Annotated in this window: 19 protein-coding genes and 5 pseudogenes; 12 read left to right on the top strand and 12 right to left on the bottom strand. The window is 71.2% G+C overall.

The window, feature by feature from the left end; translation table 11 throughout:
* Positions 1-207: 207 nt before the first annotated feature.
* Positions 208-501 carry a hypothetical protein gene (locus tag QIY60_RS31605; RefSeq protein WP_283145585.1) on the bottom strand — a complete coding sequence of 98 codons (294 nt, stop codon included), beginning with the start codon at positions 499-501 and terminating at the stop codon, positions 208-210.
* Between the two features lie 322 nt (positions 502-823).
* On the opposite strand from QIY60_RS31605, the pseudogene QIY60_RS31600 reads away from it, so the two are divergent.
* Positions 824-1,399: pseudogene (locus tag QIY60_RS31600) on the top strand (class I SAM-dependent methyltransferase); the annotation flags it as partial.
* A gap of 102 nt (positions 1,400-1,501) precedes the next feature.
* Here the strand turns inward: QIY60_RS31600 and QIY60_RS31595 are convergent.
* Positions 1,502-1,987 carry a nitroreductase family deazaflavin-dependent oxidoreductase gene (locus QIY60_RS31595; RefSeq protein ID WP_283145584.1) on the bottom strand — a complete coding sequence of 162 codons (486 nt, stop codon included), beginning with the start codon at positions 1,985-1,987 and terminating at the stop codon, positions 1,502-1,504.
* Positions 1,988-2,311: 324 nt separating this feature from the next.
* On the opposite strand from QIY60_RS31595, the gene QIY60_RS31590 reads away from it, so the two are divergent.
* Together QIY60_RS31590 and QIY60_RS31585 are read left to right on the top strand one after the other, a co-directional pair.
* Entirely contained in the window at positions 2,312-2,809 is a 498-nt protein-coding gene (locus QIY60_RS31590; RefSeq protein WP_283146157.1) for a hypothetical protein, read from the top strand.
* A 78-nt stretch (positions 2,810-2,887) separates the two neighbouring features.
* Positions 2,888-3,133, top strand: a pseudogene (locus QIY60_RS31585) (glutaredoxin domain-containing protein); the annotation flags it as partial.
* Between the two features lie 137 nt (positions 3,134-3,270).
* Here QIY60_RS31585 and QIY60_RS31580 read toward each other — a convergent pair.
* Both QIY60_RS31580 and QIY60_RS31575 read right to left on the bottom strand, forming a co-directional pair.
* Positions 3,271-6,228, bottom strand: coding sequence for a BTAD domain-containing putative transcriptional regulator (locus QIY60_RS31580; RefSeq protein ID WP_283145583.1), 2,958 nt, complete (start codon positions 6,226-6,228; stop codon positions 3,271-3,273).
* A 113-nt stretch (positions 6,229-6,341) separates the two neighbouring features.
* The gene (locus tag QIY60_RS31575; RefSeq protein ID WP_283145582.1) at positions 6,342-7,250 is read right to left on the bottom strand and encodes a hypothetical protein; all 909 of its coding nucleotides are present in this window, start codon (positions 7,248-7,250) and stop codon (positions 6,342-6,344) included.
* Positions 7,251-8,214: 964 nt separating this feature from the next.
* Here QIY60_RS31575 and QIY60_RS31570 point away from each other — a divergent pair.
* A complete protein-coding gene (locus QIY60_RS31570) occupies positions 8,215-9,057 on the top strand; it encodes a hypothetical protein (protein WP_283145581.1) in 843 nt (280 codons plus the stop codon).
* A gap of 837 nt (positions 9,058-9,894) precedes the next feature.
* Here the strand turns inward: QIY60_RS31570 and QIY60_RS31565 are convergent.
* Positions 9,895-10,146 (bottom strand): EF-hand domain-containing protein, encoded by a 252-nt coding sequence (locus QIY60_RS31565; RefSeq protein WP_283145580.1) that lies wholly within the window; start codon positions 10,144-10,146, stop codon positions 9,895-9,897.
* 162 nt (positions 10,147-10,308) lie between these two features.
* On the opposite strand from QIY60_RS31565, the gene QIY60_RS31560 reads away from it, so the two are divergent.
* The 3 genes from QIY60_RS31560 (at position 10,309) to QIY60_RS31550 (ending at position 12,763) form a co-directional block, all read left to right on the top strand.
* Positions 10,309-10,737 carry a hypothetical protein gene (locus tag QIY60_RS31560; RefSeq protein ID WP_283145579.1) on the top strand — a complete coding sequence of 143 codons (429 nt, stop codon included), beginning with the start codon at positions 10,309-10,311 and terminating at the stop codon, positions 10,735-10,737.
* 43 nt (positions 10,738-10,780) lie between these two features.
* Positions 10,781-11,623 (top strand): isocitrate lyase/PEP mutase family protein, encoded by an 843-nt coding sequence (locus QIY60_RS31555; protein ID WP_283145578.1) that lies wholly within the window; start codon positions 10,781-10,783, stop codon positions 11,621-11,623.
* Positions 11,624-11,971: 348 nt separating this feature from the next.
* Complete coding sequence (locus QIY60_RS31550) at positions 11,972-12,763, top strand: phytanoyl-CoA dioxygenase family protein (protein WP_283145577.1); 792 nt, start codon at positions 11,972-11,974, stop codon at positions 12,761-12,763.
* Positions 12,764-13,137: 374 nt separating this feature from the next.
* Here the strand turns inward: QIY60_RS31550 and QIY60_RS31545 are convergent, their stop codons facing one another.
* Positions 13,138-13,380, bottom strand: coding sequence for a hypothetical protein (locus QIY60_RS31545; RefSeq protein WP_283145576.1), 243 nt, complete (start codon positions 13,378-13,380; stop codon positions 13,138-13,140).
* A gap of 478 nt (positions 13,381-13,858) precedes the next feature.
* Positions 13,859-13,999 (bottom strand): annotated as a pseudogene (locus QIY60_RS31540) (IS110 family transposase); the annotation flags it as partial.
* Positions 14,000-14,394: 395 nt separating this feature from the next.
* Here QIY60_RS31540 and QIY60_RS31535 point away from each other — a divergent pair.
* A complete protein-coding gene (locus tag QIY60_RS31535) occupies positions 14,395-14,955 on the top strand; it encodes a hypothetical protein (protein WP_283145575.1) in 561 nt (186 codons plus the stop codon).
* Positions 14,956-15,527: 572 nt separating this feature from the next.
* Positions 15,528-16,212, top strand: a pseudogene (locus QIY60_RS31530) (transposase family protein); the annotation flags it as partial.
* A 23-nt stretch (positions 16,213-16,235) separates the two neighbouring features.
* Here QIY60_RS31530 and QIY60_RS31525 read toward each other — a convergent pair.
* From QIY60_RS31525 to QIY60_RS31510, 4 genes are all read right to left on the bottom strand, one after another.
* Positions 16,236-16,568: a hypothetical protein gene (locus tag QIY60_RS31525; protein WP_283145574.1), complete on the bottom strand. Its 333-nt coding sequence runs from the start codon at positions 16,566-16,568 to the stop codon at positions 16,236-16,238.
* Positions 16,569-16,784: 216 nt separating this feature from the next.
* Positions 16,785-17,906, bottom strand: coding sequence for a methyltransferase domain-containing protein (locus tag QIY60_RS31520; protein ID WP_283145573.1), 1,122 nt, complete (start codon positions 17,904-17,906; stop codon positions 16,785-16,787).
* Positions 17,907-18,128: 222 nt separating this feature from the next.
* Positions 18,129-18,314 (bottom strand): hypothetical protein, encoded by a 186-nt coding sequence (locus tag QIY60_RS31515; RefSeq protein ID WP_283145572.1) that lies wholly within the window; start codon positions 18,312-18,314, stop codon positions 18,129-18,131.
* Between the two features lie 85 nt (positions 18,315-18,399).
* Positions 18,400-18,594, bottom strand: a complete 195-nt coding sequence (locus QIY60_RS31510; RefSeq protein ID WP_283146134.1) for a hypothetical protein — start codon at positions 18,592-18,594, stop codon at positions 18,400-18,402.
* A 273-nt stretch (positions 18,595-18,867) separates the two neighbouring features.
* On the opposite strand from QIY60_RS31510, the gene QIY60_RS31505 reads away from it, so the two are divergent.
* Positions 18,868-19,305: a barstar family protein gene (locus QIY60_RS31505; protein ID WP_283145571.1), complete on the top strand. Its 438-nt coding sequence runs from the start codon at positions 18,868-18,870 to the stop codon at positions 19,303-19,305.
* Between the two features lie 238 nt (positions 19,306-19,543).
* Here the strand turns inward: QIY60_RS31505 and QIY60_RS31500 are convergent, their stop codons facing one another.
* Positions 19,544-19,708 carry a hypothetical protein gene (locus QIY60_RS31500; protein ID WP_283145570.1) on the bottom strand — a complete coding sequence of 55 codons (165 nt, stop codon included), beginning with the start codon at positions 19,706-19,708 and terminating at the stop codon, positions 19,544-19,546.
* Positions 19,709-19,835: 127 nt separating this feature from the next.
* Here QIY60_RS31500 and QIY60_RS31495 point away from each other — a divergent pair, with 127 nt between their 5' ends.
* Both QIY60_RS31495 and QIY60_RS31490 read left to right on the top strand, forming a co-directional pair.
* On the top strand, positions 19,836-20,303 hold the full coding sequence (locus QIY60_RS31495) for a peptidoglycan-binding protein (RefSeq protein ID WP_283145569.1): 468 nt from the start codon (positions 19,836-19,838) through the stop codon (positions 20,301-20,303).
* 223 nt (positions 20,304-20,526) lie between these two features.
* A pseudogene (locus tag QIY60_RS31490) lies at positions 20,527-21,093 on the top strand (IS5 family transposase); the annotation flags it as partial.
* Positions 21,094-21,416 lie beyond the last annotated feature (323 nt).

Below are 21,416 nucleotides of genomic sequence, written 5' to 3'. Positions count from 1 at the left end.
GCGCGGTAGCCCACTCGTCGAGCAGGGCGGCCGCCTCCGCCGCACGCTCCGGGCGGCCCGCCCGGACCGCGGCTTCGACCAAGTCCGCCAGCAGCGGCCAGCAGAGCAGCGGATAGGCCACCTCCTGCCACGCCGCGGCCAGCTCCGCGAGGGCCGCCTCCGCCCGGCCCACACCGCGCAGTTGGGCGTACTCCAGGGCCTCGCCGGTCAGGGCCCGGACCTGCTCCTCCTCGCCCCGACGGCGGCCGGCATCGCCAGGGCGGCGCGCAGGTGGGCGGCCCGGTGGGCGAGATCGTGGTACTCGGCCAGCCGGAGCACCTCCGTGCCCCGGGCCATCGCCTCCTCGTGGTGGCCCAGCGCCAGCTCCGTGCGGACCAGCAGGTCGAGCGTGGTGGGCAGCCAGCCCCTGATGCCCTGCTCCCGGCAGTGGGCGACCGCTGCGTTGGCGACCTGGCGGGCCATCTCGTGATCGCCCGCCAGCTGGCAGTAGATCCCGGTCATCAGCCCGTCCATCACGCCGGTGGTGGCCTCCCGCCCACCCGGCACCAGCGGGCGCGCAGCACGGCGGGAGCGCAGGGCACCGCGCCGCCGAACAGCCGCGCGGGCACGGCGAGTACGGGCAGGCCGGGGGCACGGGAAGGGGGAGGTCGACCTGCCACTGTGGACGGACGCCGCTGAGTGCAGCCCGTGCCACCCCGGCAGCGACTCGCACTGACCGCGCGACACCGGTGGGCCCGACACCGGGCTGGTCCCACCGGCAACGCCCGGGTGGGATTGGACCGAACCGGCCCAGCGTCGTGCCGGGCCCGCCAGGATGGGGCGGATGACAACCCCGACCGGCGACCTCTGGCACCACTACGGACGCGTCCGCCACACCGCCGACCGCGACGTCCCCGGCACCTTCCGGTGGAGCTGGAGCCAGGACAGCGGGCCCGGCCCGGCAGTCCTCGGCGATCTGACCGGGCTGCGCGTCGGCGACCTCGGCGCCGGGGCCGCCCGGCACGCCGCCCACCTGGCCTTGCACCACCTGCCCGCCCGAATCGACGCCATCGACGCCTCCCCCGCTCAGCACGCCATGGCCGCCGACCTGTACGGACACCTCGCGCCGCGCCTGCGCATTGAGCAGGCCGACGTGGTCAGCCACCTGCGCGCGGCAGCCCACGCCTACGACGTGCTGTACAGCGTCTTCGGCGCTGTCGACTTCACCGAGCCGCACGAGCTGCTGCCGGCGGCCGCCGTCGCCCTGCGGCCCGGCGGGCGGCTGGTGTTCTCCACCCTGGCCCACTACCTCAGCGGCGCGCCCGCCGAGCCCGACGTGCAACACGCCGATATCCCCGCCAGGACGCCGCACGGGGAGCCGGTCACGATGCGCCGCTGGGTCCTTCAGGAACAGCTATGGACCAACCCCCTGATGCCCCCGCCAAGAGAGGACTTCATCGTGTCGGCCTCGGACTCCAAGCCGCGCGGCGCCCTGTCGGGCCGGACGAGTGAGGCCCGGATCTCAGTTCCTCGTCGACGACGCCAGGGCGTCCGCCGCCCCTGCCACATGCACAGGTTCCAGCACGAAGACGGGGATCACACGGTCGGTCTTCTCCTGGTATTCGGCGTACGGCGGATACGCGGCCACCGCGCGCTCCCACCACTCGGCCTTCTCGTTCCCAGTGATCTCACGGGCCGTCATGTCCTGGCGTACAGCCCCGTCCTGGAGCTCCACGTGCGGGTCGGACTTGACGTTGAAGTACCAGACCGGGTGACGCGGGAAGCCACCCTTCGAGGCCACGGCGGCGTACCGCCCCTCGTGCTCCACGCGCATCAACGGGATCTTGCGGATCTTGCCGCTCTTCGCTCCGCGCGTCGTGAGAATGACGACGGCCAGGCCCGTGTCCCACAGCGTCGCTCCCTGCGTGCCGCCCGAACTCTCATACAACTCGACCTGATCGCGCACCCACTGCGCCGGACTCGGCCCGTACTCGCCCTCAAGAGGCATCGCATTCACCCCATCGTCGCTCACGGATTACGTTGCACAGTCCAACACAAGCCTCGCGCGGAGGCGAGAGGGCCGTTCCTGCTCTGCCGCCAGACACGGACAGAGACCGGAGCCGGGTCAGGGCGCTCCTTTCCGGCGGCCGGCAGCCCGGGAAATGCGCCGGGCCGACAACTTCAAGTGAGACGGCAAGGTTCCGGTGTCTCACCCGCCTTGTCTCTCCGCAGATCAGGGCGTCGCCTGGCGACAAGACCGAATGAGACGGGATATTCGTCGTGGTCACGTGTGTCCTTGGTCGGAGTGTCCTCTGTCAGCCAATCGAGGCGGTTGACAGCGAACCTGGTCGTTTCGGCTTCCTTGCCAGCGAACCTGGTCGCTCGCGCCACCCGGCCGTGCTGCGAAGTCGTTCCCGAAGACGCACGGCACCCACTGATCGAGCCGGACCCCGAAGGCAACTGCCGAGTCAATGCCGGACGCCGGCAGCATTCCGGCGTCGTCGAGGCCGTTGTAGAAGTCCACGTCAGCCCAGCCGCCCCGGAACAGCACCACCGACAGCTCCGCGTCCGCCGGTCCGGAGATGACCACACCGATCGAGTCGGGATCACGTACGAGTGTCCTGTCCGTCTCAAACTGCTGGGGCCATGGCGCGGCTTCGTCACGCCACGTCAGTTGCCCAACCCTGAGACCGACTGCTCGCCACCGCGCGGCTCGCTCCGTAATCACTGCGGCCGCCTGATCAAGATCAATGACTCGCTGCACAAGGAGATCATCGCGCACCCAGACGTGCTGTTCTCGCTGGTGAGCCAGTGTGCCGGGACGCGGTAGTCGGAACCGTGATAGCACGGTGACCTCGCGGTTCGAGTCTTGCGGGACACACTGATTGGAACCAAAAGGTCGGGCTTTGTCGACGGCCGACCGGTCGTCTTCTGGCGGCCGGGCTGCAAGTACTGCTTGCGACTGCGCATCAGGCTGGACCGCAGCGCCCGCTAGTTGCATTGGGTCAACATCTGGCGTGACCTGACAGGAGCCGCAGCGGTGAGGGCAGCCCACGACGGCAACAAGACCGTGCCGACCGTCGTCGTGGCGGGCCAGCCACACACCAACCCCGCTCCCGAATGGGTGCGCGAACAGCTCTCCCGTTCCGCGTGATCAGAAGCCGTGCCTCTCGGAGAGGCGCCCGCAGGCCCAAGTGGACAGAGGTCAAAGAACAAGCTGAGGTGCTCGCCAGCTGGTCCTGCCCCAGTACCCCACCAGGGAGCTCGGCCTTTGTCATCGACCGCCGTGCGTCAGAGCTCCTTGAGGTGGCGCGCGACATCGTCCGCGTCGGGCAGGCCGAGCTCGCGGAAGACGCTCTCCGCACGGCGGTAGTACTCCTGGGCCCGGTCGGCGTCGCCCTGGGCCCGGTGGGCGTGGCCGAGCTGCGCGAGGGCGCGGGCGAGGATGCCCGCGTCGCCGCGCGCCTCGGCGATGTCCCGTGCCCGCGCGGCGTGTTCGGCGGCCTCCACAGGCCGCCCCGAGAGGTTGTGGGCCTCGGCGATCGCGCCGAGCAGGAGACCCTCGCGGAAGCGGGAACCGGTCTCACGCCACAGGCGCAGGCTCTCGTGCAGGTGGTGGAACGCCTCGGACGTCCGCCCGGTCCGCAGGCAGACCTGGGCGAGGTTGTGCAGCGCGTTGGCCTGACCCGCGACGTCCCCGGTCGCCCGGGTGACGGCGACGGCCTCGCGGCAGTGCGCCAGTGCCTCCTCGCCCCGGCCGGTGGCCAGCAGGGCCAGGCCGAGGAAGCCGAGGGCGTACGCCTCGATGCCACGGCTGGCCAGGGCCCTGCCGTGGGCCAGCGCCTCGGTCAGCATGGCGTGCGCGGCGGTGAAGTCGCGCAGGGCCAGCGCGCCTCCGCCCCGTGTGATGAGGACGTGGGCGAGCAGCGTCCGGTCGTCGGCCTCCCGGCACAGCTCGATGGCACGGTCCAGGGAGGGGGCGCCGCGCCGCATGGCGAAGCGGTGCTGCACGGAGCTGCCCAGCATGTACAGGGCGCGTGCTTCCGCGGTGCGGTGGCCTGCGGCACGCGCGGCCTCGGCCAGAATCCGAGCGGCGCGTTCGATGCCGTAGGGCTGCGCGCCGAGGCGACCGAGCGGGTCCGCGGCCAGCAGCAGGTCCGCGCAGACGGTCAGCGACAGGGAGGTGTCTCCCGCCGCCTGCTCGATGAGCCCCAGGAGCGACGTCTGCTCGTCGAGCAGCCAGGCGGTGGCCTTCTGCGGGCCGGTGAAGTCCAGGCCCTCGGAGCGCAGCGGGGTTACGTGCCCGGGGAACACGTCGTCAGGCAGCGATACCCGGTGGGCGTCGAGGGCGGTGGCGAGGCAGAACTCCAGCAGGCGGGTGAGTGCGGCGGTTCGCTCGTGGTCCGGCACTTCGGCGCATGCGGTCTGACGGGCGAAGAGCCGGAGCAGGTCGTGGTAGCGGTAGCGGCCGGGGGCGACCGACTCCAGCAGGCTCAGGTCGACCAGCGACTCGCACAGCTCCTCCGCCTCCCGCTCCGGTCGGGCGAGCAGCGCCGCGGCGACGGGCACGCTCAGTTCGGGCATCTCGGGCAGGGCCAGCAGCCGGAACGCGCGGACGTGCTCGGCGTCCAGCAGTTCCATGCCGAGCCGGAACGTCGTCTCCACGGCGGTGTCCTCCGCCTTGAACGCGCCGAGGCGGCGCCGCTCGTCCGCCAGCAGCGCGGCGGTCTCCGCGAGCGTCTGGTCCGGCCGGGCGACCAGCTGGGAGGCCACGATGCGGATGGCGAGCGGCAGATGGCCGCAGGCGTCGAGCACCTCGGCGGCGGCCTCCGGCTCGGCGGACACGCTCTGTTCGCCGACGATCCGGGTCAGCAGCTCCAGGGCCTCTGCCCGCGCCATGGGCCGCAGGTCCACCAGGGTGGCCCCGGTCAGGCCGACGAGCCGGGAGCGGCTGGTGAGCAGCACCGCGCTGCCGGGCGTGCCGGGCAGCAGGTCGCGCACCTGCGCCGGATCACGGGCGTTGTCCAGCACGACGAGCACCTGCCGGGTGGCGAGCATGGAGCGGTAGAGGGCGGCCCGCTCCTCGGGCAGTGTCGGGAGGTGACCGGCACGGACACCGAGGGCGCACAGGAAGCGGCCCAGCACCTCCATCGGCTCCGCGGGCCGGGGGTCGGTTCCCCTCAGGTCCACGTAGAGCTGCCCGCCCGGGAAGCGGTGGCGCATCCGCTGGGCCACGTGGACGGCCAGGGCGGTCTTGCCGATGCCACCCATCCCGCTGATGGTGCTGAGGGCGACGATCGGGCCCTTCTCCAGCGCGGCGCACAGCCGGTCGGCCTCGTCGTTCCGGCCCGTGAAGTCGGCGATGTGCTGGGGCAGTTGAGCCGGCCCGTAGGGTCGGTCCGGATGCCGGAGCCCGGCCTCGTCGCCCGCCTGCCGCTCGGGTACGGTGGTGAGGATCTTCTGCTGGAGCCGGTCCAGGCCGGGACCCGGGCGGGTGCCCAGCTCCTCGGCGAGCGCGCGGCGGACCTGCGCGTGGACGTCCAGTGCGTCCGCCCGCCGTCCGGCATGGTGCAGCGCTGTCATCAGCAGCTCGTGGACCCGCTCGCGCCAGGGGTGTTCGGCGGCCAGCACGCGCAGCGGACCGATCGCGTTGTCGTGCCCGCCCAGCACGATCTCGGCCTCCCAGCGGGCCTCGGCCGCCGCCAGGCGCAGCTCCTCCAGCCGGGTGCGCTGGGCCTCGGCATACGGGCCGGGCACGCCGGCCAGCGGCCTGCCGCGCCACAGGTCCAGCGCGGAGACGAGCAGTGACCGCGCCCGTTCGGGCCGGCCGGCGGCCCGGGCCCGCTGTGCCTCGGCCGTACGGAGCTCGAAGACCGTCAGGTCGACGTCCTCCGGGGCGACGCGCAAGGTGTAGCCGTCGCCCGTCGTCAGCAGCGTGCGCGCGGTGGCGCGTGGTGCCCGGCCGGGCTCCAGCAGCCGACGCAGGGTGAAGACTTGGGTGTGCAACGCCCCCAGCACGCCGGGCGGGGCCTCGTCGCCCCAGACCGCGGCGATCAGCTCCCGGCGGGGTACGGGGGTACGCGCCCGTAGCAGCAGGACCGCGAGCACCGCCTGCGTCTGGGGCGCGCCGACGCGCACCTCGGCCGACCCGTCGTGCACGCGAAGGGGGCCGAGAACGGTGAAGCGGCAGGCGGTGGTTCGCCCGGATTCACCGACGGAGGAGTGGCCGGGCGAGGCAGTGGGGGGCATGGGTTGTCTCCCAAAGACGTAAGGGCCTTTTGGCGTGAGGGCCTTTTGGCGTGAGGGCCTTTTGACGAGAGGTCAGGTCACGGGGGGAATCGCCCGTGCCACCGGTTCCGCCGTCACGGGTTCGGCACGCGAGGAGAGCAGGCCGCTCTCATCAGGGGACCGGTGCCGGTTCGGACCCGTCCCGGCACACGGCTCGTCGCCGAGCAGGGCGAGGAAATCGTCGGTCTCCGGCATACCAGACGGGCGCAGATCTCGTGCGCGGTGCGCCCGGGCGCCGTCATGGTCCCCGAGTCGGCCAACGGCGGAGCCGAACACGACCGACGAGTGGGCGCGACCCCAGTCGTTCCTGACCTCCTCCAGAGGCGCGGCCACGGTCCGGGCCAGCTGTGCGGCCTCCTCGGCCCGGCCGGTGGCGAACCGGTTTCTCCGTGAGCCGGAAGAGGGTGAGCCCTTCCCCCCAGTCGGTTGCGGCGGCCGCCTAAGCGGGCCGACGCCTCGGTGAGTCGTGCGGCGGACTCGGCAGTCCGCCGCTGGGCGTTGAGGACGACGCCCAGACGGTGCGCGTCCATGGCCGCGCCGGGGACGCCCGCCAGGGGCTCCAGCGCGAGACGCAGCCGGGCGCGGGCCTCCGCGAGCTGCGCGGCGGCCCGGGCCAGGCCCGCCGAGGCAACGTGATCCTCGAACCGGGCGAGGTCCACGGCCTCGCGTGCCACGTGCAGCGCGCAGCCGTCAGGGACGGACACCAGGACCCGGGGGGACTCGCCCACGGTCGGCTCCGGTTCCAGCAGTTTGCGCAGCCGCGAGGCGTACGTCCGCGAAACCACAACAACGCGGGCCGGCGGGTTCCCGCCCCACAGGTCCTCCACGACGTCGGCCACCGAGGCGACCAGCTCCTGGCGTAGCAGCAGCACCGCGAGGAACGCCTGCCGCTGCGGAGAACCGAGTTCCAACTCCTTGTCGCCGCGCCACGCGCGCAGCCGACCGAGCAGCGCGAACCGCAGCCCGGTGTACCCCGTGACCATCTCCCGCCCCACCCCACTGATGCCTTCCGACGCACATGCCCTACGGCGGGCCGGCCCCCTCTTCACCCTGGGCGCTCAGCACGTCGTCCCCCGGCGTGCGCCGATCCGGATCCTGCTATGGACAATCCGTCCTTTAACGTCGCCAGCCGCTATCGGATCACAACTCCCGTGCAGACGGCCACCCCGCCGCGCTGCCGGGCAAAGACCGCAACCGACGCCCTCGTCGCCATGCCGGGCCGCCTTCCCGCTCCCGAACGGGGCGAACCGACCGCCGCACACTGAATGACCGCCGCACACTGAATGAAGGGACCAGAGCACTCGTCGGGCTCCAGCCACTGGCTTTCCGGGCGGTGAGAGGCCGTCAGACCGGGCGGACGCCACCCTCCTCACCCCGCGCGGCAGCCGAAGTCCCCCCCTCCCGCTGACTCGTCGGGCCCGGTAACTGGTCCGATCGTCATACCAGCCCCATCCTTGCGGCGGTGCCGCAGCACATGCGTACACCTCGCCCGGCGACCGAACTCGTCCGCCGCAAGGTCGCGTCGATCAGCCGCACTCCGCGCAGCCATCCGGCAATGCCCTGCCGCAGCCGCACGGCGGAGTTTCCACACCCGGACGTCCGGCAGCAGAGCGCTTCCGTCCGGGCCGATCAACACACCGCGGCGTTCACCCACGGGTGTAGCGGACGCGCTGATCAGACGCATTTCGCTGCCTGTGTACGCCACGCTTCGTCGCATGAGCGGTGTTGTCCCCGGTGCCCGCGTACGGCGCACCGGGGTTGTGTACCTGACCCTGCCGGCCGTGGGCACGGTGGGGGCGCTCCTGGTCGCCCTGCGGATGGAGGACTCGGCCTCCGTGCTCGCGGCACTACTGCCGACGTGGGCCGGCGCCTACCTGGCCTGGAGCGCCTACCGGGCCGACCGGACCGAGACGGTCGTGGCATGCGGCCCCGCTGAGGTGCCGACTCGTGCAGGACCACCCGGAACTGGGGGCTCGCGCGTCCGATGCCTTCGGGCAGGTCACCCTGGCTGCTGTGCTGCTGCGGCTGCGCACCCGCACGGCCGTGGGGCACCACCTCCTCGACGCCTTCGTCGACGCCGCGTACCGGCCACACCCACGCCGCCCCTCCCGCTGGAGCGCGGACCGGGCCGGGCCTGCCCTGCGCTTCCTCGCCCGGTACATGGAGCGCGGACGCGACGGCACCGCCGAACTCGCCTGGTGGAAGCTGCGGCACGCCGTTCCCACCGCGCTGCCCCTCATGCTGGCCGGCGTGCTGCTGGGCATGGTGGCCTGGTCCTTCGAGGGCATCGGCATGGAACTGACCCACCACTTCACGCCGGACGGGGCGCCGGTGCGCTGGGACCAGCGGGGCGGCCTCGGTGTCGTAGCGGCCGGGATCTGCGGCGGCTTGGTGTGCGGTCTCGCCGCGGGCTTGGCCGCCATGACGCGGTGCGCCCTTGTCGCTGCGCCCGACGTCACCGCCGAACTCGTGCTCAACCGCCTGGCCGACGCCGCCACCCTGACCCTGGCCGGGGTGATCATCTCCGGCTTCGCGTTCGGCGGCCGGCCGCACCTGCGGCGGCCCGCCGACTGGGACCGCAGGGCCCTGGTGACCGCGCTCGTGCCGCCCTCTGCTACGCGGCGGCCTTCGGCAACGGCTGCGGCACAGTTCATGCCCTCCTGTACGGTGTGGCCGCAGCCGCGGTCGGCGCGGACGGCGTGCGCGCCGATCTTCCCTGTCCGGCCGTCCGGGTGCGCCGGCACTTCAGTGTGCGAGGCCTCGGCCGCGGACTCCAGGTCGGCCTGCTGATCGGTGCCGGTATCCTGCTGGAGGGCCTGCTCTCGGACGTCCTGTCGGGCGGCAACGGCGTTCAGTACATCGCGCCTCCCCATCCGCTCGCCGCGTTCTGGGCGGCCCTGCAGACGGGCACGGTGTTCGGCGTGGCCTGCGTACTCGTGCACGGCCTGCGTGCCGTCCCGGTCGACCTGGGTACCTCAGTCGACGCGCGGGCCCTGCTCGCCAACGACCGCGTACCCTCATCGCCTGCGTCCTCACGGCCACGGTCGTCGGCGCCATCAGCATCGGGATCCAGAGCTGGTGCGCCGTGCTGACCGGCTCGACACTCGTGTGGGGCGCCGAGGCGGCCGGCGGCCCGGCGTGGGGCTCATCCTGGCTGTACTGACCGGGCCGGCCATCGGGATCCGGCAATCCGCCTGGGGCCACTACACCGTTGCCCGCTGCTACCTGGCCCTGCGTGCGGGACTGCCGTACGACCTGATGGCCTTCCGACGCCCACGACCGGGGTGTGCTGCGGCGGGTGGGGGCCGTCTACCAGTTCCGCCACATCGAGTTGCGGCACCGGCTCGCCGCCCCCACGAGCCCGTCCGCGACCGGTGACTCACGGCGTGCGCCGCAGGCACCGCGCCAGGTCGTCTCTTTCGGATCTTGCCGGGCCCGCGGTGCCCGGTACCGCACCGGGGCGTTGTCGGGGCCGCCCGAGTAGGTCCAGTACACGAGCGCCCCTCCGGCTTGCCATGCACGGCACCAACCAGCGCGTGCTCGGCCGACAAGATCTCGAAGAGACGGCCCGCACGAGCCCCACCCGGCGGGAACGGCATCGGCCGTTCCCGCCCAGCGCGGCCCCGCCTACCAGCCGAACCGCCGGTCCACCACCGCCGCGAACTCCTCGAACGTCAGCACCGCGTCCCCGTTCGCATCCGCCGCGTCGAACAACGCCGACGACGCCTCCGCGTCCTGCACACCCCAGAACGGCAGCACCCCCCGCGCCGCCAGCGTCGGCCCCCGGTCCCGCAGCGCCGAAATCACCTCGACCCGCGTCAGCCGCCCATCGGCATCCAGATCCAACGCCTCGAACAGCACCCGCGCCTTCTCACTCATCCCAGAACTCCCCACTCGACCCACTCGACCCACTCGGCCTCAACCGCATCCGAGGTCCTACGCTCGCACCATGACGACGATCAAGAAACACCCCCGCTGCTCACGGACCTGACGCACCGCCGCCCGGCACGCCAGGGTATCTGTCGACTCCCCGAGCCGTGGATGTGCAAGGTCTTCTACACCGACGGCAGCCTCCGCGACATCACCGTCTCCGGCACCGACGAGAGCCACTGGCCCAAGGTCCTCCACCACCTCGGCGCCACCGCCGACGAACTCACCTGGTACGGGCAGGCACCCGACACCGACCCACTGGCCACCCTCCAGGACGGCGCCCCGGCGAGCCTCGCCGTCCGCTACGGCCGGACCTGGTTCACAGCCCACCTGCCGGTCGACGGGATCGAGTTCTCGCTCTCGCCCGAGGATGTCGTGGACGGTCGGCGGCTGCTGTTACACGCAGGACATCCGGAAACGGCCGCGAGCGGAACACCATCTCCCTTGCAACTCCCCCTCCGGTCAGAGCCGTTAACAGGAAAAGCTACCGTTACGTGGCAAGCCGCCGGGCCGAGGCGTTCCTTGCCCATGGCGTCATGATCTACATGTGGCTGGAGGGGTTCTGTTGACCGGTGGCACGACCTTGAAGACCTTGCTGGAGGGCCGGGAGATCGTTCTGGCCCCGGGAGCGCCCGACTCGATCACTGCTCGGCTCGTGGAGGCGGCCGGCTTCCCCGCGGTGTATATGACGGGTTTCGGCGCGACGGCCAGCCGACTGGGAATGCCGGACATCGGGCTGCTCAGCCAAACCGAGATGACCGAGCACGCACGCAACATGACCCGTGCGGTAGCGATCCCGGTGATCGCGGATGCCGACACCGGCTACGGCGGCCCCAGCAACATCGACCGTACCGTGCACGAATTCCTCTCCGCCGGTGCTGCGGCGATCCACCTCGAAGACCAGGCCATGCCCAAACGGTGCGGCCAGACGAGCGGCGTGCGGCTGCTCGACGCGGAGAGCGGCGTCAAGCGTCTGAGGTGCGCGCTGGAGGCGCGTGGGTCGGCGGACATGCTGGTCATCGGCCGCACTGACGCCCTTCCCGCGCAGGGAATCAACGAAGCGGTCCGGCGCGCCCGCCTCTACCAGGACGCGGGTGCTGATCTGGTCTTCGTGGACGGCATCAAGAAGATCAGCGAACTGGAGGCGGTGGCCGCGGCGGTCGAGGGCCCGAAAGCGGTGTCCGTCGTCGACGGCAACGAGACCACCCGACTGACCGCCACGGACCTCCAGGAACTCGGCTTCTCCCTGGCCTTCTACGCCGTGACGGCTCTGTTCACCGCCACGCGGGCCGTCGCTGACGCCCTGTCCCACCTCCGGGCCGCGGGCACACCCGCCGGGGGTCCCCCGCAACACAGTTACACGGAGTTCTCTCAACTCGTCGGTGCCGACTTCCACACCGACCTCGACGACCGGTTCGGCGGCTGAGGCCCCGATCGTGGTACGGAGCGGTCTCCGCCGGGACTGTGGGTGTTCGCCCGGCCGTCACCTCCGTGCGTCCACCTGCCGGCATCGCCGCTTCATCGCGGGTTGCGGCCGCCTCGGCGATCCGGACCCGGGACTCGCCATGATCGACCGACGTCGACAACCTCCCCTAAACGACCCCGCTCGTGGCAGAAGAGACGAGCGGAATCGGGGGTCCCCCCGTGGTCCTGGGTCCGCGGGGCGGATGCTTCCGGTCGGGTGGAGAAGCCGGAAGCGGCTCGCTGATCACCTGACAATGGTGGTGCGGAAAATGTCGGGTGCCCGGAACCAGCGCCGCCGCACGATAAGGGCATGGATGACACGACCTTGGTATCCCGCTTCCTGCGCGATGGCTTCGTGAAGCTGGAGGGCGCCGTCGCGCCACGCGTGGCCGCGGACTGCGCACGGCTGCTGTGGCGAGAGACGGGCTGCGACCCGGACAATGCAGCAACGTGGACGCAGCCCGTGCACTGGGTGCCCGGCATGACGCAGGGCCCGTTCGCCGCCGCGCCCAACTCCCCCGCCCTGCACCGCGCGTACGACCTGCTCGTCGGCGCGGGACGCTGGGAGCCACGCTACTCGCTGGGTACGTTCCCGCTGCGCTTCCCGCACGAGGAGGAGCCGGACGACGCCGGCTGGCACGTCGAGGGGAGCTACCTGCCGGACGGCGAGAGCTGGTACTTCACCAACCTGCGCTCCCGGGGCCGGGCGTTGCTGATGCTGTTCCTGTTCAGCAAGGTCGGTGAACAGGACGCCCCGACCCGGATCCGGGTCGGCTCACACCTCGACGTGCCGAAGGTGCTGGAGCAGTACGGGGAAGGCGGAGCGAGCGGGCTGGCTCTTGCGCCCGATCTGGTAGCGGCGTCCGACCACCGGCCACTCGCCCTCGCCACAGGGTCTCCGGGCGACGTCTTCCTGTGTCATCCGTTCCTGGTACACGCTGCGCAACCACACCATGGGGTGCGACCGCGCTTCATGGCGCAGCCGCCGCTGATGCCGGCCGCGCCGTACGAACTGAAGCGGGCCGACGGCGCGTACTCGCCCGTGGAGATCGCGATCCGTCGGGGCCTGGGGCAGGACACCCCGGTCACCGGCCTTGGCTGAGAACCACTCAAGCTTTTCCGCGAGAGGCCGGCGCAGCGCAGACCTCGGTGAAGATGTGCGCCATCCCGGTGCGGATCTGGCGCCCGTAGTCGAGGTACTCCGGCTGCCGGGCAAAGTTCGACCAATCTCACTGAGCTGTGACCGCTCGCCGCTGACCAGCTGGCTGCGAGCCGGGCCGGGGAGAGCCAGCCCGACTCGGCGACCAGTGCGCGCTTGGTGGTCGGTCGATCAAAAGTGGGCGTCGTCGAAGAGGGGCTCAAGGGGATCACCCCCGTATCCGACGCCCGGTCAGAGAGTCCCCGGTTGGCCGGATGCTGGTCGCCGACACGTGAAAACGGCTGGCCCCGGGAAGGTCCTGGGGCCAGCCGTTTTCGTCAGGCGCGGACCCAGAGGACGATGATGTCCTGGCGGGTCGAGCTGAGGGGCTCGCAGGAGAAGATCGGGCCCCAGATGCGGTACCCGGCCTGGCCGGTGGCCTGGCAGTCGGCGTACGAGGTGTGGTGGCTGCGGGGGTAGAAGCCGGGGCCGGGGTTGGCCTCGGCCGCACCGGCGGTGGTGAGCGCGAGGGCTCCGGCGGTGGCGACGGTGGCGAGAGCGGCTGCTGCACGGCGGTACATGGCATGTCCTCCTGAAAGACGCCGGGATACCCCGGACAAGTGCCCGACGATGCGATGCGGTAAGTCCCCGTTTGATCCCGGCTGCGCAGCCAGGCACGAACGTACCGTCACGAACCCGGCCGCACAATAGGTCTAGGCCAATACGTCATGGCGTCCCAACCCACACCTGCGTCAACGCGACGCGCCCCCGGCCCGCCCGCCAATGCAGCGGGGGCAGGGCGGAGTGTGACCGTCGCCAAGGTGAGCCGTCTGGCGTCCACACCCGAGGCCCTCCGATTACTCACACACCGGAGGACCTCCCCGAAAACACGAGGAGCCTTCAGCTGTTCGCGAGTCAGCGCGGCACGGTCGACGAGAAGCAGGAGCAGGACGTCCAGGCCGCCCGGATCCGGCTTCCGGCCCGAGTCCAGCCCGACTCAAGTAGAGCCTTCAGTACCGAGAGGAGTGCGGGTGTCTGCCCCGATCCTCAACACACCTGCGAGCGGAGTCGGTTGTGGGCGCGAGTACGGCCCCAGACCGCTTCCTGCCGGGCCCGGGCCAGGACACCGATCGCCCTGACCAAGTCGGAGTCGCCGGGCAGTGGGCGGTGGTGCCCGGCGTCGGTCCGCGAGATGTTCGCCGGCGCTGGCCAGGCCGACGAGCCAGAAGCCGTCGCAACGACGCAACAGACCACAGAGCTCGTTGTCACCGGCGGTCTGGCAGGCCCCCGCATCAACCAGCTCCCTGGTAACCGCAGTCCGGACCACACCCACGCTCCGCGAGGTCAAACGCCTCGCTCGTGCGATGCGTGAGGGTTGGGGCGGACCCGGGTGGCACGCGCGGGGTTGGCTCCCGTAGTAGTTCGACGTCTCTGCCGGGCCCCTGCCCGTGTCGGTTTGGTGCCGGTGCCGGTTGGGTGCCGGGCTCTCCTGCATAATGGCGCCGGGTACGTCCCCTTTCGGGGGATTTCAGGCTCTGTCTGTGAAACCGGCGCCATTCGGAACTGCGGACGGTATCAACGGGGCGGGAAGCAACTTGAGTACGAGCAGGACAGTGCTGGCCGTGGCCGTGCTGGGCATGGTGGGCACGGTATGTGTGACGGGCTGCACCACGAGTGACGAGTCCGGTTCCCCGGCGCAGTCGGCCTCCTCTGCGCGGACAGCCGCGCCCGAGGAGCGGGCCCTGTCGGGCGGGCTGCGCCGGGAGCGGGAGGGGGTCGACGCGGATCTGGACGCCGCCGCAGCGCAGGCCCGGCTCACCGGGCTCTCCCCGGGCCCCGACCCGGACGCCAGCTCGCCCGCTGAGCGCAAGCTGGCCGACTGCAGCGTGCTCTGGTCGGGCACCACGGGCCTGGCCGAGGCCAGGGGCGACAAGCCGTTCGCCGTTGCCGTACGCGCGCTGCAGAAGCGCGGCTGGAAGCTCGCCTCCCGGCAGCAGGACGGTGCCCTCACCCAGACCGTCCTGGCCAAGGGGGAGTGGACCGTTAAGGGCAAGCTCTCCGAGAGCGACCGGATCGACCGGATCTCGTTCGCCGGCTACCACTCCAGCTGCGCGAAGGACATCGCCGCGCTCCCCGGTATCGGGCCGAAGGCCTGAGCATGCCCCAGCCGGAGAAATCCGTCCTCGACCTGGAGCAGTGGGGTGCCGGCATGAGCCGCCTCACCCGCCTCTTCCAGGACGGCTTCCAGACGGTGCACGGCCTCTCACCCGACCGACGAGCACCTCGTACGCACCGCCACCGGACAGGAGGCAGCCCAAGCCCCCATGCTGCTGGCCGAGGCCGAGGCCGAGGCCGAGGCCGGGGCCGGGGCACACCGCACGCTCCTGGCGTACTACGCGCGCATGAGCACCGCCGAGCTGCCGGACCTGGCGAACGGCATCTGGATCGAGGACGCCCCCACACTTCTGCACAGCAAGAACCATCCCACCCGGCTGCAGGGGACCATCAAGGACACAGTCACCGGCTTCGCGACGGACGGTGGTTGGCGGCCACTACGCCGTGAGCACCACCACAGGAAACATCTGCCACATGACCGCCGGCACCCTGCACACCGACGCCATCCACCCGGACGGCCTCCACGACGCGGAAGAGACAAGCCCCTCCAACGCCTGACCCGACCTGTTGGCTCGGGCGGTTTGAGCGGGGCTCTGGCGGCGAGCTGACAGCCCGACGGCAGGCGATCGGGACCCGGTGGCGGCGTCTGCCGGCCGGTCCGCCAGGCCCTGCCGGCCCTGGCACACCTGCGGTGCGGTGACACCTACGCCCAGCTCGCGGCCGGGTTCGGCATCGGGATCGCAACTGTCTTCCGCTACATACGCGAGACCGTCGACGTCCTGGCCGCCCTCGCCCCGACCCTCGCCGAGGCGAGGGAGACGATCCGCGAGAAGGCGTTCATCATCCTCGACAGCACCCTGCTTCCCATCGACCGCATCGCCGCCAACACCCCGTACTACTCCGGGAAACACCAACGCCACGGCATGAACGTCCAGGTCCTCACCGACCTCTTCGGACGCCTGCTCTGGGCCTCGCCTGCTCTGCCCGGCTCGACCCACAACCTCACCGCCGCACGACACCACGGGATCATCGACGCCTTCGCGACCGCAGACCTCAAATGCTGGGCGGACACGGCGTATCAAGGAGCCGGCAGACCAGTCCGGGTGCCCTTCCGGGGCCGCCGCCTCAAGCGATGGAAGCGCCGCCACAACACCACCCATGCCAGAATCCGCTGCCTCGGCGAACAAGCCATGGCCACCCTCAAGAGCCGGCGCCTCCTGCGGAAGCTCCGCTGCAGCACCAACCGGATCACCAACATGGTCAAGGCCATCCTTGCCCTCCACCACGCCTCAACCTGAGGTTGGAAAACGCTCTGTACCCCTCACCGCGTGAGGACGTCGGCGGCGTCGGTGTCGGAGAGGTAGGCCGGGGCGACTTCGAGCATCAGCTCGCCCAACGCGTGGGTGCTGGCGGCAAGGCCGTCGGTGACACGGTGCAGCGCCGCGTCCGTCGGGTCCGCCGGGCGGTGGGGGCGGGATGGGGCGGCGCGGACGGCCTGACGGACCGCCGCCCCACACGGCCGGCTTATCGAGCGTCTGGGGGCCGCTGTGGGCGAGCGCGGCGAGTCGGCCGGGAGGAGCTCCGCGACGTCGCCGCTACGGGTGGAGACGGCGATCAGGGCGCGCTGGGACAGGCCGTAGTCGAGCACGGCCACGGCTCCCCGGGCCGGTGTCTCGCCGGGAGACACCCCGGTGCCGGTAGTGACCGTTTATCGGGGGATGTCGGGGAAGACTGTGGAGGAAGTTCCAGGCGCGTGAGGAGGCCCTTCGTCGCCGAGGAGCTGTGGGCTGGCAAGATCGGCCGGGCGCTGCAGGCCACGGGCACCCGCTGCACCCCACCTCTCTAACTGACCCCGGCAGGCGCACCTGGATCACATCGTCTGCTCGGGGGTGTCCAGCCACACGGATTGCCCGGAGGGTGTGACGGTCAGGCCGAGCCGGTCGCGGGCCGGTGCGCCCTGCTCCTGCCACCGCCGGTAGGCGGTCTCGGCCTCGTCCCACAGGCGGCGCGGCCCGTACTGGTCGACCTCGAACGCGTCGTGCCCGGGAACGCATTCGGCCGCCGCCCAGGACGCACGGTCATCCGCCAGCAGCCACAGCGTCGCCTCGTCGCTGCCGTCCTCCGCCTCGGCCAGCAGATACCAGGCATCGGGCAGGGCGAGCCCGGTGAAGAACAGGGCGTCGCTGTCGCCCACCAGTGCCCGCGGCGACAAGGCGGTGTGTGTGGTGGTGGCGTCGTCACTGTGGTGCAGGAAGTCGGACAGGTAGCCGCGGTGCGGCCGGCCGCTGCGGCTGCGCATGAACGCGGGGTATCCGCTGAACCGCCCCTGCCCGATCCCGTCGGCGGTCTCCAGCACGGCGAAGGAGTGCGAGAACCAGCTGCCGCCCCACGGCGCCACGATCCGCCCCGACGGCACCTGTTCCACCCACGCGTAGGGAATCTCGGAGACGGTGTAGGTGGCGATCAGCCGCTGGTAGGGGGCGCCGTCGGGCCAGCCCGCCGCTCCGTCGCCCACCACCACCCGCGGACTGTAGCCGGCCGCCTTCAGGTTGACGCTAGCCTGCTCGGCCAGCATCGGGTCGATGTCGAGGGTGGTCACGCACGCGTCCCCCAGGCGGTGGCACAGCCACGCCGCGTTGTAGCCGGTAGCGGCTCCCAGCTCCAGGACCCGCTGCCCGTCGCGGAGATCGAGCAGGTCCAGCATCTCCACCATGACCGAAGGCATCGAGCTCGACGAGGTGGGCAGCTCGTAGGCGCCCTGCTCGACCGGCCGTCCGTCATTGACCTGCGTGGTCAACGGCAGGTCCCCGTAGACGGCGCTCAGCCACCGCTCCGAGGCCGTGCTGCGGGAGATGACCCGCTGCGGCGTCTCGACCACATCGGGCAGGAACAAAGCCCGCGGCACCTCCAGCACCGCCCGCTCCCACGGCGAGCCCGCCGCCAGGGTTCCCTTGTTGAGCAGGATCTCCCGCAGCCGCTCCGGGGAACTCACGCCGTCACTTCTTCCTCGGCGGGTCGCTGACCGGCTTGTTCCACTGCCCGTCACTCTCCTTCGGGGACTGCTGCTTGTCCCCGTCGGACCCGCCCTTGCCGTCCCCGTGCCTACCCATGCCCGGCTCCTCTCCTGTGGGGGTGGAACGCGTCCCCACGGAGTCTGGCCCATCCGCACAGGCAGCGAAACCCCGCCTGGACGGAGCGGTGTGAACACACCGGCTCAAGGAGTACCGCCACGGGTGCCGATGACGACGACCAGACGCGGTGCGCGGGCCAGTTCGGCGACGATCAGGTCCTCGGCATCCGCAAGGCGCCGTGGCCGTACCTCGTGGGCGCCTTCGAGGTTCAGCGGGCCGTACAGGGCCTCAACCGCCGCCGCCCGGTCTCCAGGGGCTCTGGCGTCCACCCACACCACCCCGGCCCTACTTCGGGCAGGACGGAGACAGCCACCAGGTGACTTTGACCGCCCGGACCAGACCGCTTCTTTGTTCCTAGTCGTCCCCGCCGGTGGTCCCGTTCACGCGCCGGCGCCGGTTCTTCCCGGAGTGGCGCACCAGCTCGCCCGCGGCGAGCGTCATGGCCGCCACGGCACGGGCCCACCGGGGCCCGCCGCGTTCCGCCCACACCACACATGCGCACCCGCCGACGGCGAGCGCCAAGACACCGAGCAGCACCAGACCGATCATGTTCCCCACCTCTGCGTTCATTCGTACAATCCTGCTGATCGTCTCAGGCCGAGAAGGACGCTCCAACGAAATACCCGGCTGAACGCCACTTGGCCCACTGTGACGTCGGCTCAACGACCCTGCGCGGAAGACCGGATGGCGGGGTCCGGCAGAGTGAACGCGGGCCTGTGCGCGCCAGCGCCACCGGCAACGCCACATCTACGCCGTAGCCCGCTCACACGCTGACCGGCGGGCGCCATCCGGACCCGGGGACGCACCGGTACGGTTCTGATCATGGTGATCGACCAAGGCTTCCACGAGGTTTCCGCCTCAGACATTACCCGGATACTCGACGAAGCCGCCCGCCAGGGCGTGCCCGCCTTCACACTCTCCACCGCCGGGCGCACCGACCAGGAGGCGTTCTTCGCAGCGGTGCGGCAGACACTTCCCCTGGACCCGCCGCTCGGGGCCGACCGCACGGTGTGGGACGCCCTTGCGGATTCACTCTGGGGCGGGCTCCATGCACTCAACTCTCCCCGCGCGGTCATCGTCTGGCCCGACGCCCAGCCCGTCGCGGGCGCCCAGGGAGAGTACTGGATCGCGCTGGACATCCTCCGCGACATGGTCACGACCCTCGCCGAAGCCCCGTACACCGGCGGACGGCCCACCCAGGTCTCGGTCTACATCGCACCAGCACCACGCGGCGGAGAAGAAGCGCCGACCAAGGGGTAAGCGGCTGCCGCACACAGCGGTCCGCAGACCGCAGGGGCGCCGGGCCCCGGCCCGAAGGAACCCGGCGTCAACCGGCCGCATACAGCAACAGCTCCGTGCCCGCGGGTCCCTGTGGCCCAAGCCGCAGGCGGGACCCTGTGAGCGCCACGGCCAGCAGCCAGTACTCCGGGGTGTGGCGGCCACGGATCGACGAGTCCTCGCGCACCACCGCTCCGGGGAACCGCGCCTACCCTCAGGGTCAGGCTGCCGACGGCAGTCCCGCCCGCATCTCCTCGACAAGGCCCACAGAGATGTCTGCGCCCGGCGCCACCTCGACGACGCGCGCCACGGCCCCGTCGGCTTCCAGCTGCTGCTTCCGGTTCTCGGCCGCAGTGGCCGAGTACGACACGGCATACGAGCGCACCCTCCGCCGCTGTCCCGCCACACCACTTTGAAGTGCGGCCCCTCGCCCGGCCGTGGCCACGCTGCTAAACACTGCGCTGCCGGTACCTCAGCCGACTCCAACCAGTTGCCCACCCAAGGGGACGCTCATGGCATCGAGCAGGCTCACGAACGCGCTCTTGGCGACCTTCACAGCTGCCGCCCTCAGTATCGGCACCCTCGCCGGCGCAACAGCGGCCACCGCCGCGCCCGCCCGGCAGCCCAGCGGGACCATCGCCATCCAGGCCGTCAACAACCTCGGCCTCTCCATCTCCGAAGGCAAGAGCGTGCAGTGCTACGTCCGCGACACCTCACCGCGCGGTAGGTACAACCCTGGCGCCATCGACGGCCAGCTCGGCACCAACAGCTGGAAAGCCTGGCAGCTCTTCCTCAACGACCGCGGTTACAACGCCGGAACCGTCGACGGCCAGGTCGGCCCCAACACCATCCGGGGCCTGCAGAGGTTCCTCGTCGACATCGGCTACGACACCGGCGGCATCGACGGCGTTGCCGGACCCAAGACCAGGGCCGCCTGGAAGGCGTTCTCCCACCTCCCCAACGATGGAAGCTGGTGCTGACCACGTACCGGCGCACGACGGCGATCTGCGCACGCGCACGCGTTCTTCAGTCCTGTGATCTTCACATAGGCGAGGACCGGCGGGTCATGAACGAGCAGGCAACAGGTCCTGCGTAGTCGATCGACCCGACGCACGGGCCTCGGGGCAGCCGCCCCGAGGCCCCGCGCTGTTCCACTAAGGGATCATCTCGTTTGGTTGGTTCGGGTGGCCTGTCTGGGTGTTGATGGTGGAGCGGTTGGTGCCGGACGGGTTGTGGGAGTTGTTCCAGCGGGTGGTGCCGGAGGCTCCGACGCGTCCTCAAGGGGGCGGCCGTCGTCGGTATGGGGACCGTGGGTGCTCGCGGCGGTCATCTTCGTGGCGACGGCGGGGTGTACGTGGTCGCAGGTCCCGCCGGTGTTCGGGCCGTCCGGGGCGACGGCTCACCGCCGGTTCATGGAGTGGAGCCGGCTGCGGGTGTGGGCGAAACTGCACCGCCTGGTGCTGGACGAACTGGGTGCAAGAGGCGAGCTGGACTGGTTGCGGTGCGCGATCGACTCGGTGAACATGCGGGCACTGACAAAGGGGACCTGACGGGTCCGAATCCTGTGGATCGGGGCACGTACGGTTCGAAGATCCACTTGATCACCGAGCGGACCGGACTGCCCCTCTCCGTTGGCATCTCCGGCGCAAACTCCACGACAGCCAGGCACCCGAGCCGCTCGTGCGCGGCATACCGCCCATCCGGTCCCGCCGCGGACCCCGTCGGCGCCGTCCCGCCAAGCTCCACGCGGACAAGGCCTACGACAACCGTCGCGCTTCATGAGCCCCGAGGCCGGATACCACCGCCGACCGGTGCCGGTGCCCGACCCTCGTCGACCGGCCCCCACCGGCCATTCTCGAACCGGATGCAGCGCCCCGCCAGCCAGGCTCGCCGAACAGGCCGCCCGACCAGCCATCAAACCGCCGCGCTTCGATCAGGCGGCGCTGGGGGTTGCCGGAGCAGACATACTGGGCGGCCCGGGCAGCGGGGCGTGGTGGGCCGGTGGCGGCTGTCTACGCGGACCGTGACACGGGGCGTGGGGACGGAGCACGCGGGGTGCGGGTGACCACGAGTCCTCGGGTGCTGGCGCAGCT

Source organism: Streptomyces sp. BPTC-684 (assembly GCF_030028635.1).
In the GTDB taxonomy this organism is placed as follows: Bacteria; Actinomycetota; Actinomycetes; order Streptomycetales; family Streptomycetaceae; genus Streptomyces; species Streptomyces noboritoensis.
The sequence above is the reverse complement of the archived record's forward strand: the minus strand, read 5'-3'. Positions and strand labels throughout refer to the sequence as shown.

What these genes read in the sequence shown, in the direction of transcription:
- QIY60_RS31505 (WP_283145571.1), top strand. Translation starts at nt 18,868, where the DNA reads ATGGTGATCGACCAAGGCTTCCACGAGGTTTCCGCCTCAGACATTACC.
- QIY60_RS31575 (WP_283145582.1), bottom strand. Translation starts at nt 7,250, where the DNA reads ATGGTCACGGGGTACACCGGGCTGCGGTTCGCGCTGCTCGGTCGGCTG.
- QIY60_RS31550 (WP_283145577.1), top strand. Translation starts at nt 11,972, where the DNA reads ATGGATGACACGACCTTGGTATCCCGCTTCCTGCGCGATGGCTTCGTG.
- QIY60_RS31560 (WP_283145579.1), top strand. Translation starts at nt 10,309, where the DNA reads ATGTGCAAGGTCTTCTACACCGACGGCAGCCTCCGCGACATCACCGTC.
- QIY60_RS31580 (WP_283145583.1), bottom strand. Translation starts at nt 6,228, where the DNA reads ATGCCCCCCACTGCCTCGCCCGGCCACTCCTCCGTCGGTGAATCCGGG.
- QIY60_RS31595 (WP_283145584.1), bottom strand. Translation starts at nt 1,987, where the DNA reads ATGCCTCTTGAGGGCGAGTACGGGCCGAGTCCGGCGCAGTGGGTGCGC.
- QIY60_RS31605 (WP_283145585.1), bottom strand. Translation starts at nt 501, where the DNA reads ATGACCGGGATCTACTGCCAGCTGGCGGGCGATCACGAGATGGCCCGC.
- QIY60_RS31545 (WP_283145576.1), bottom strand. Translation starts at nt 13,380, where the DNA reads ATGTACCGCCGTGCAGCAGCCGCTCTCGCCACCGTCGCCACCGCCGGA.
- QIY60_RS31495 (WP_283145569.1), top strand. Translation starts at nt 19,836, where the DNA reads ATGGCATCGAGCAGGCTCACGAACGCGCTCTTGGCGACCTTCACAGCT.
- QIY60_RS31510 (WP_283146134.1), bottom strand. Translation starts at nt 18,594, where the DNA reads ATGATCGGTCTGGTGCTGCTCGGTGTCTTGGCGCTCGCCGTCGGCGGG.
- QIY60_RS31565 (WP_283145580.1), bottom strand. Translation starts at nt 10,146, where the DNA reads ATGAGTGAGAAGGCGCGGGTGCTGTTCGAGGCGTTGGATCTGGATGCC.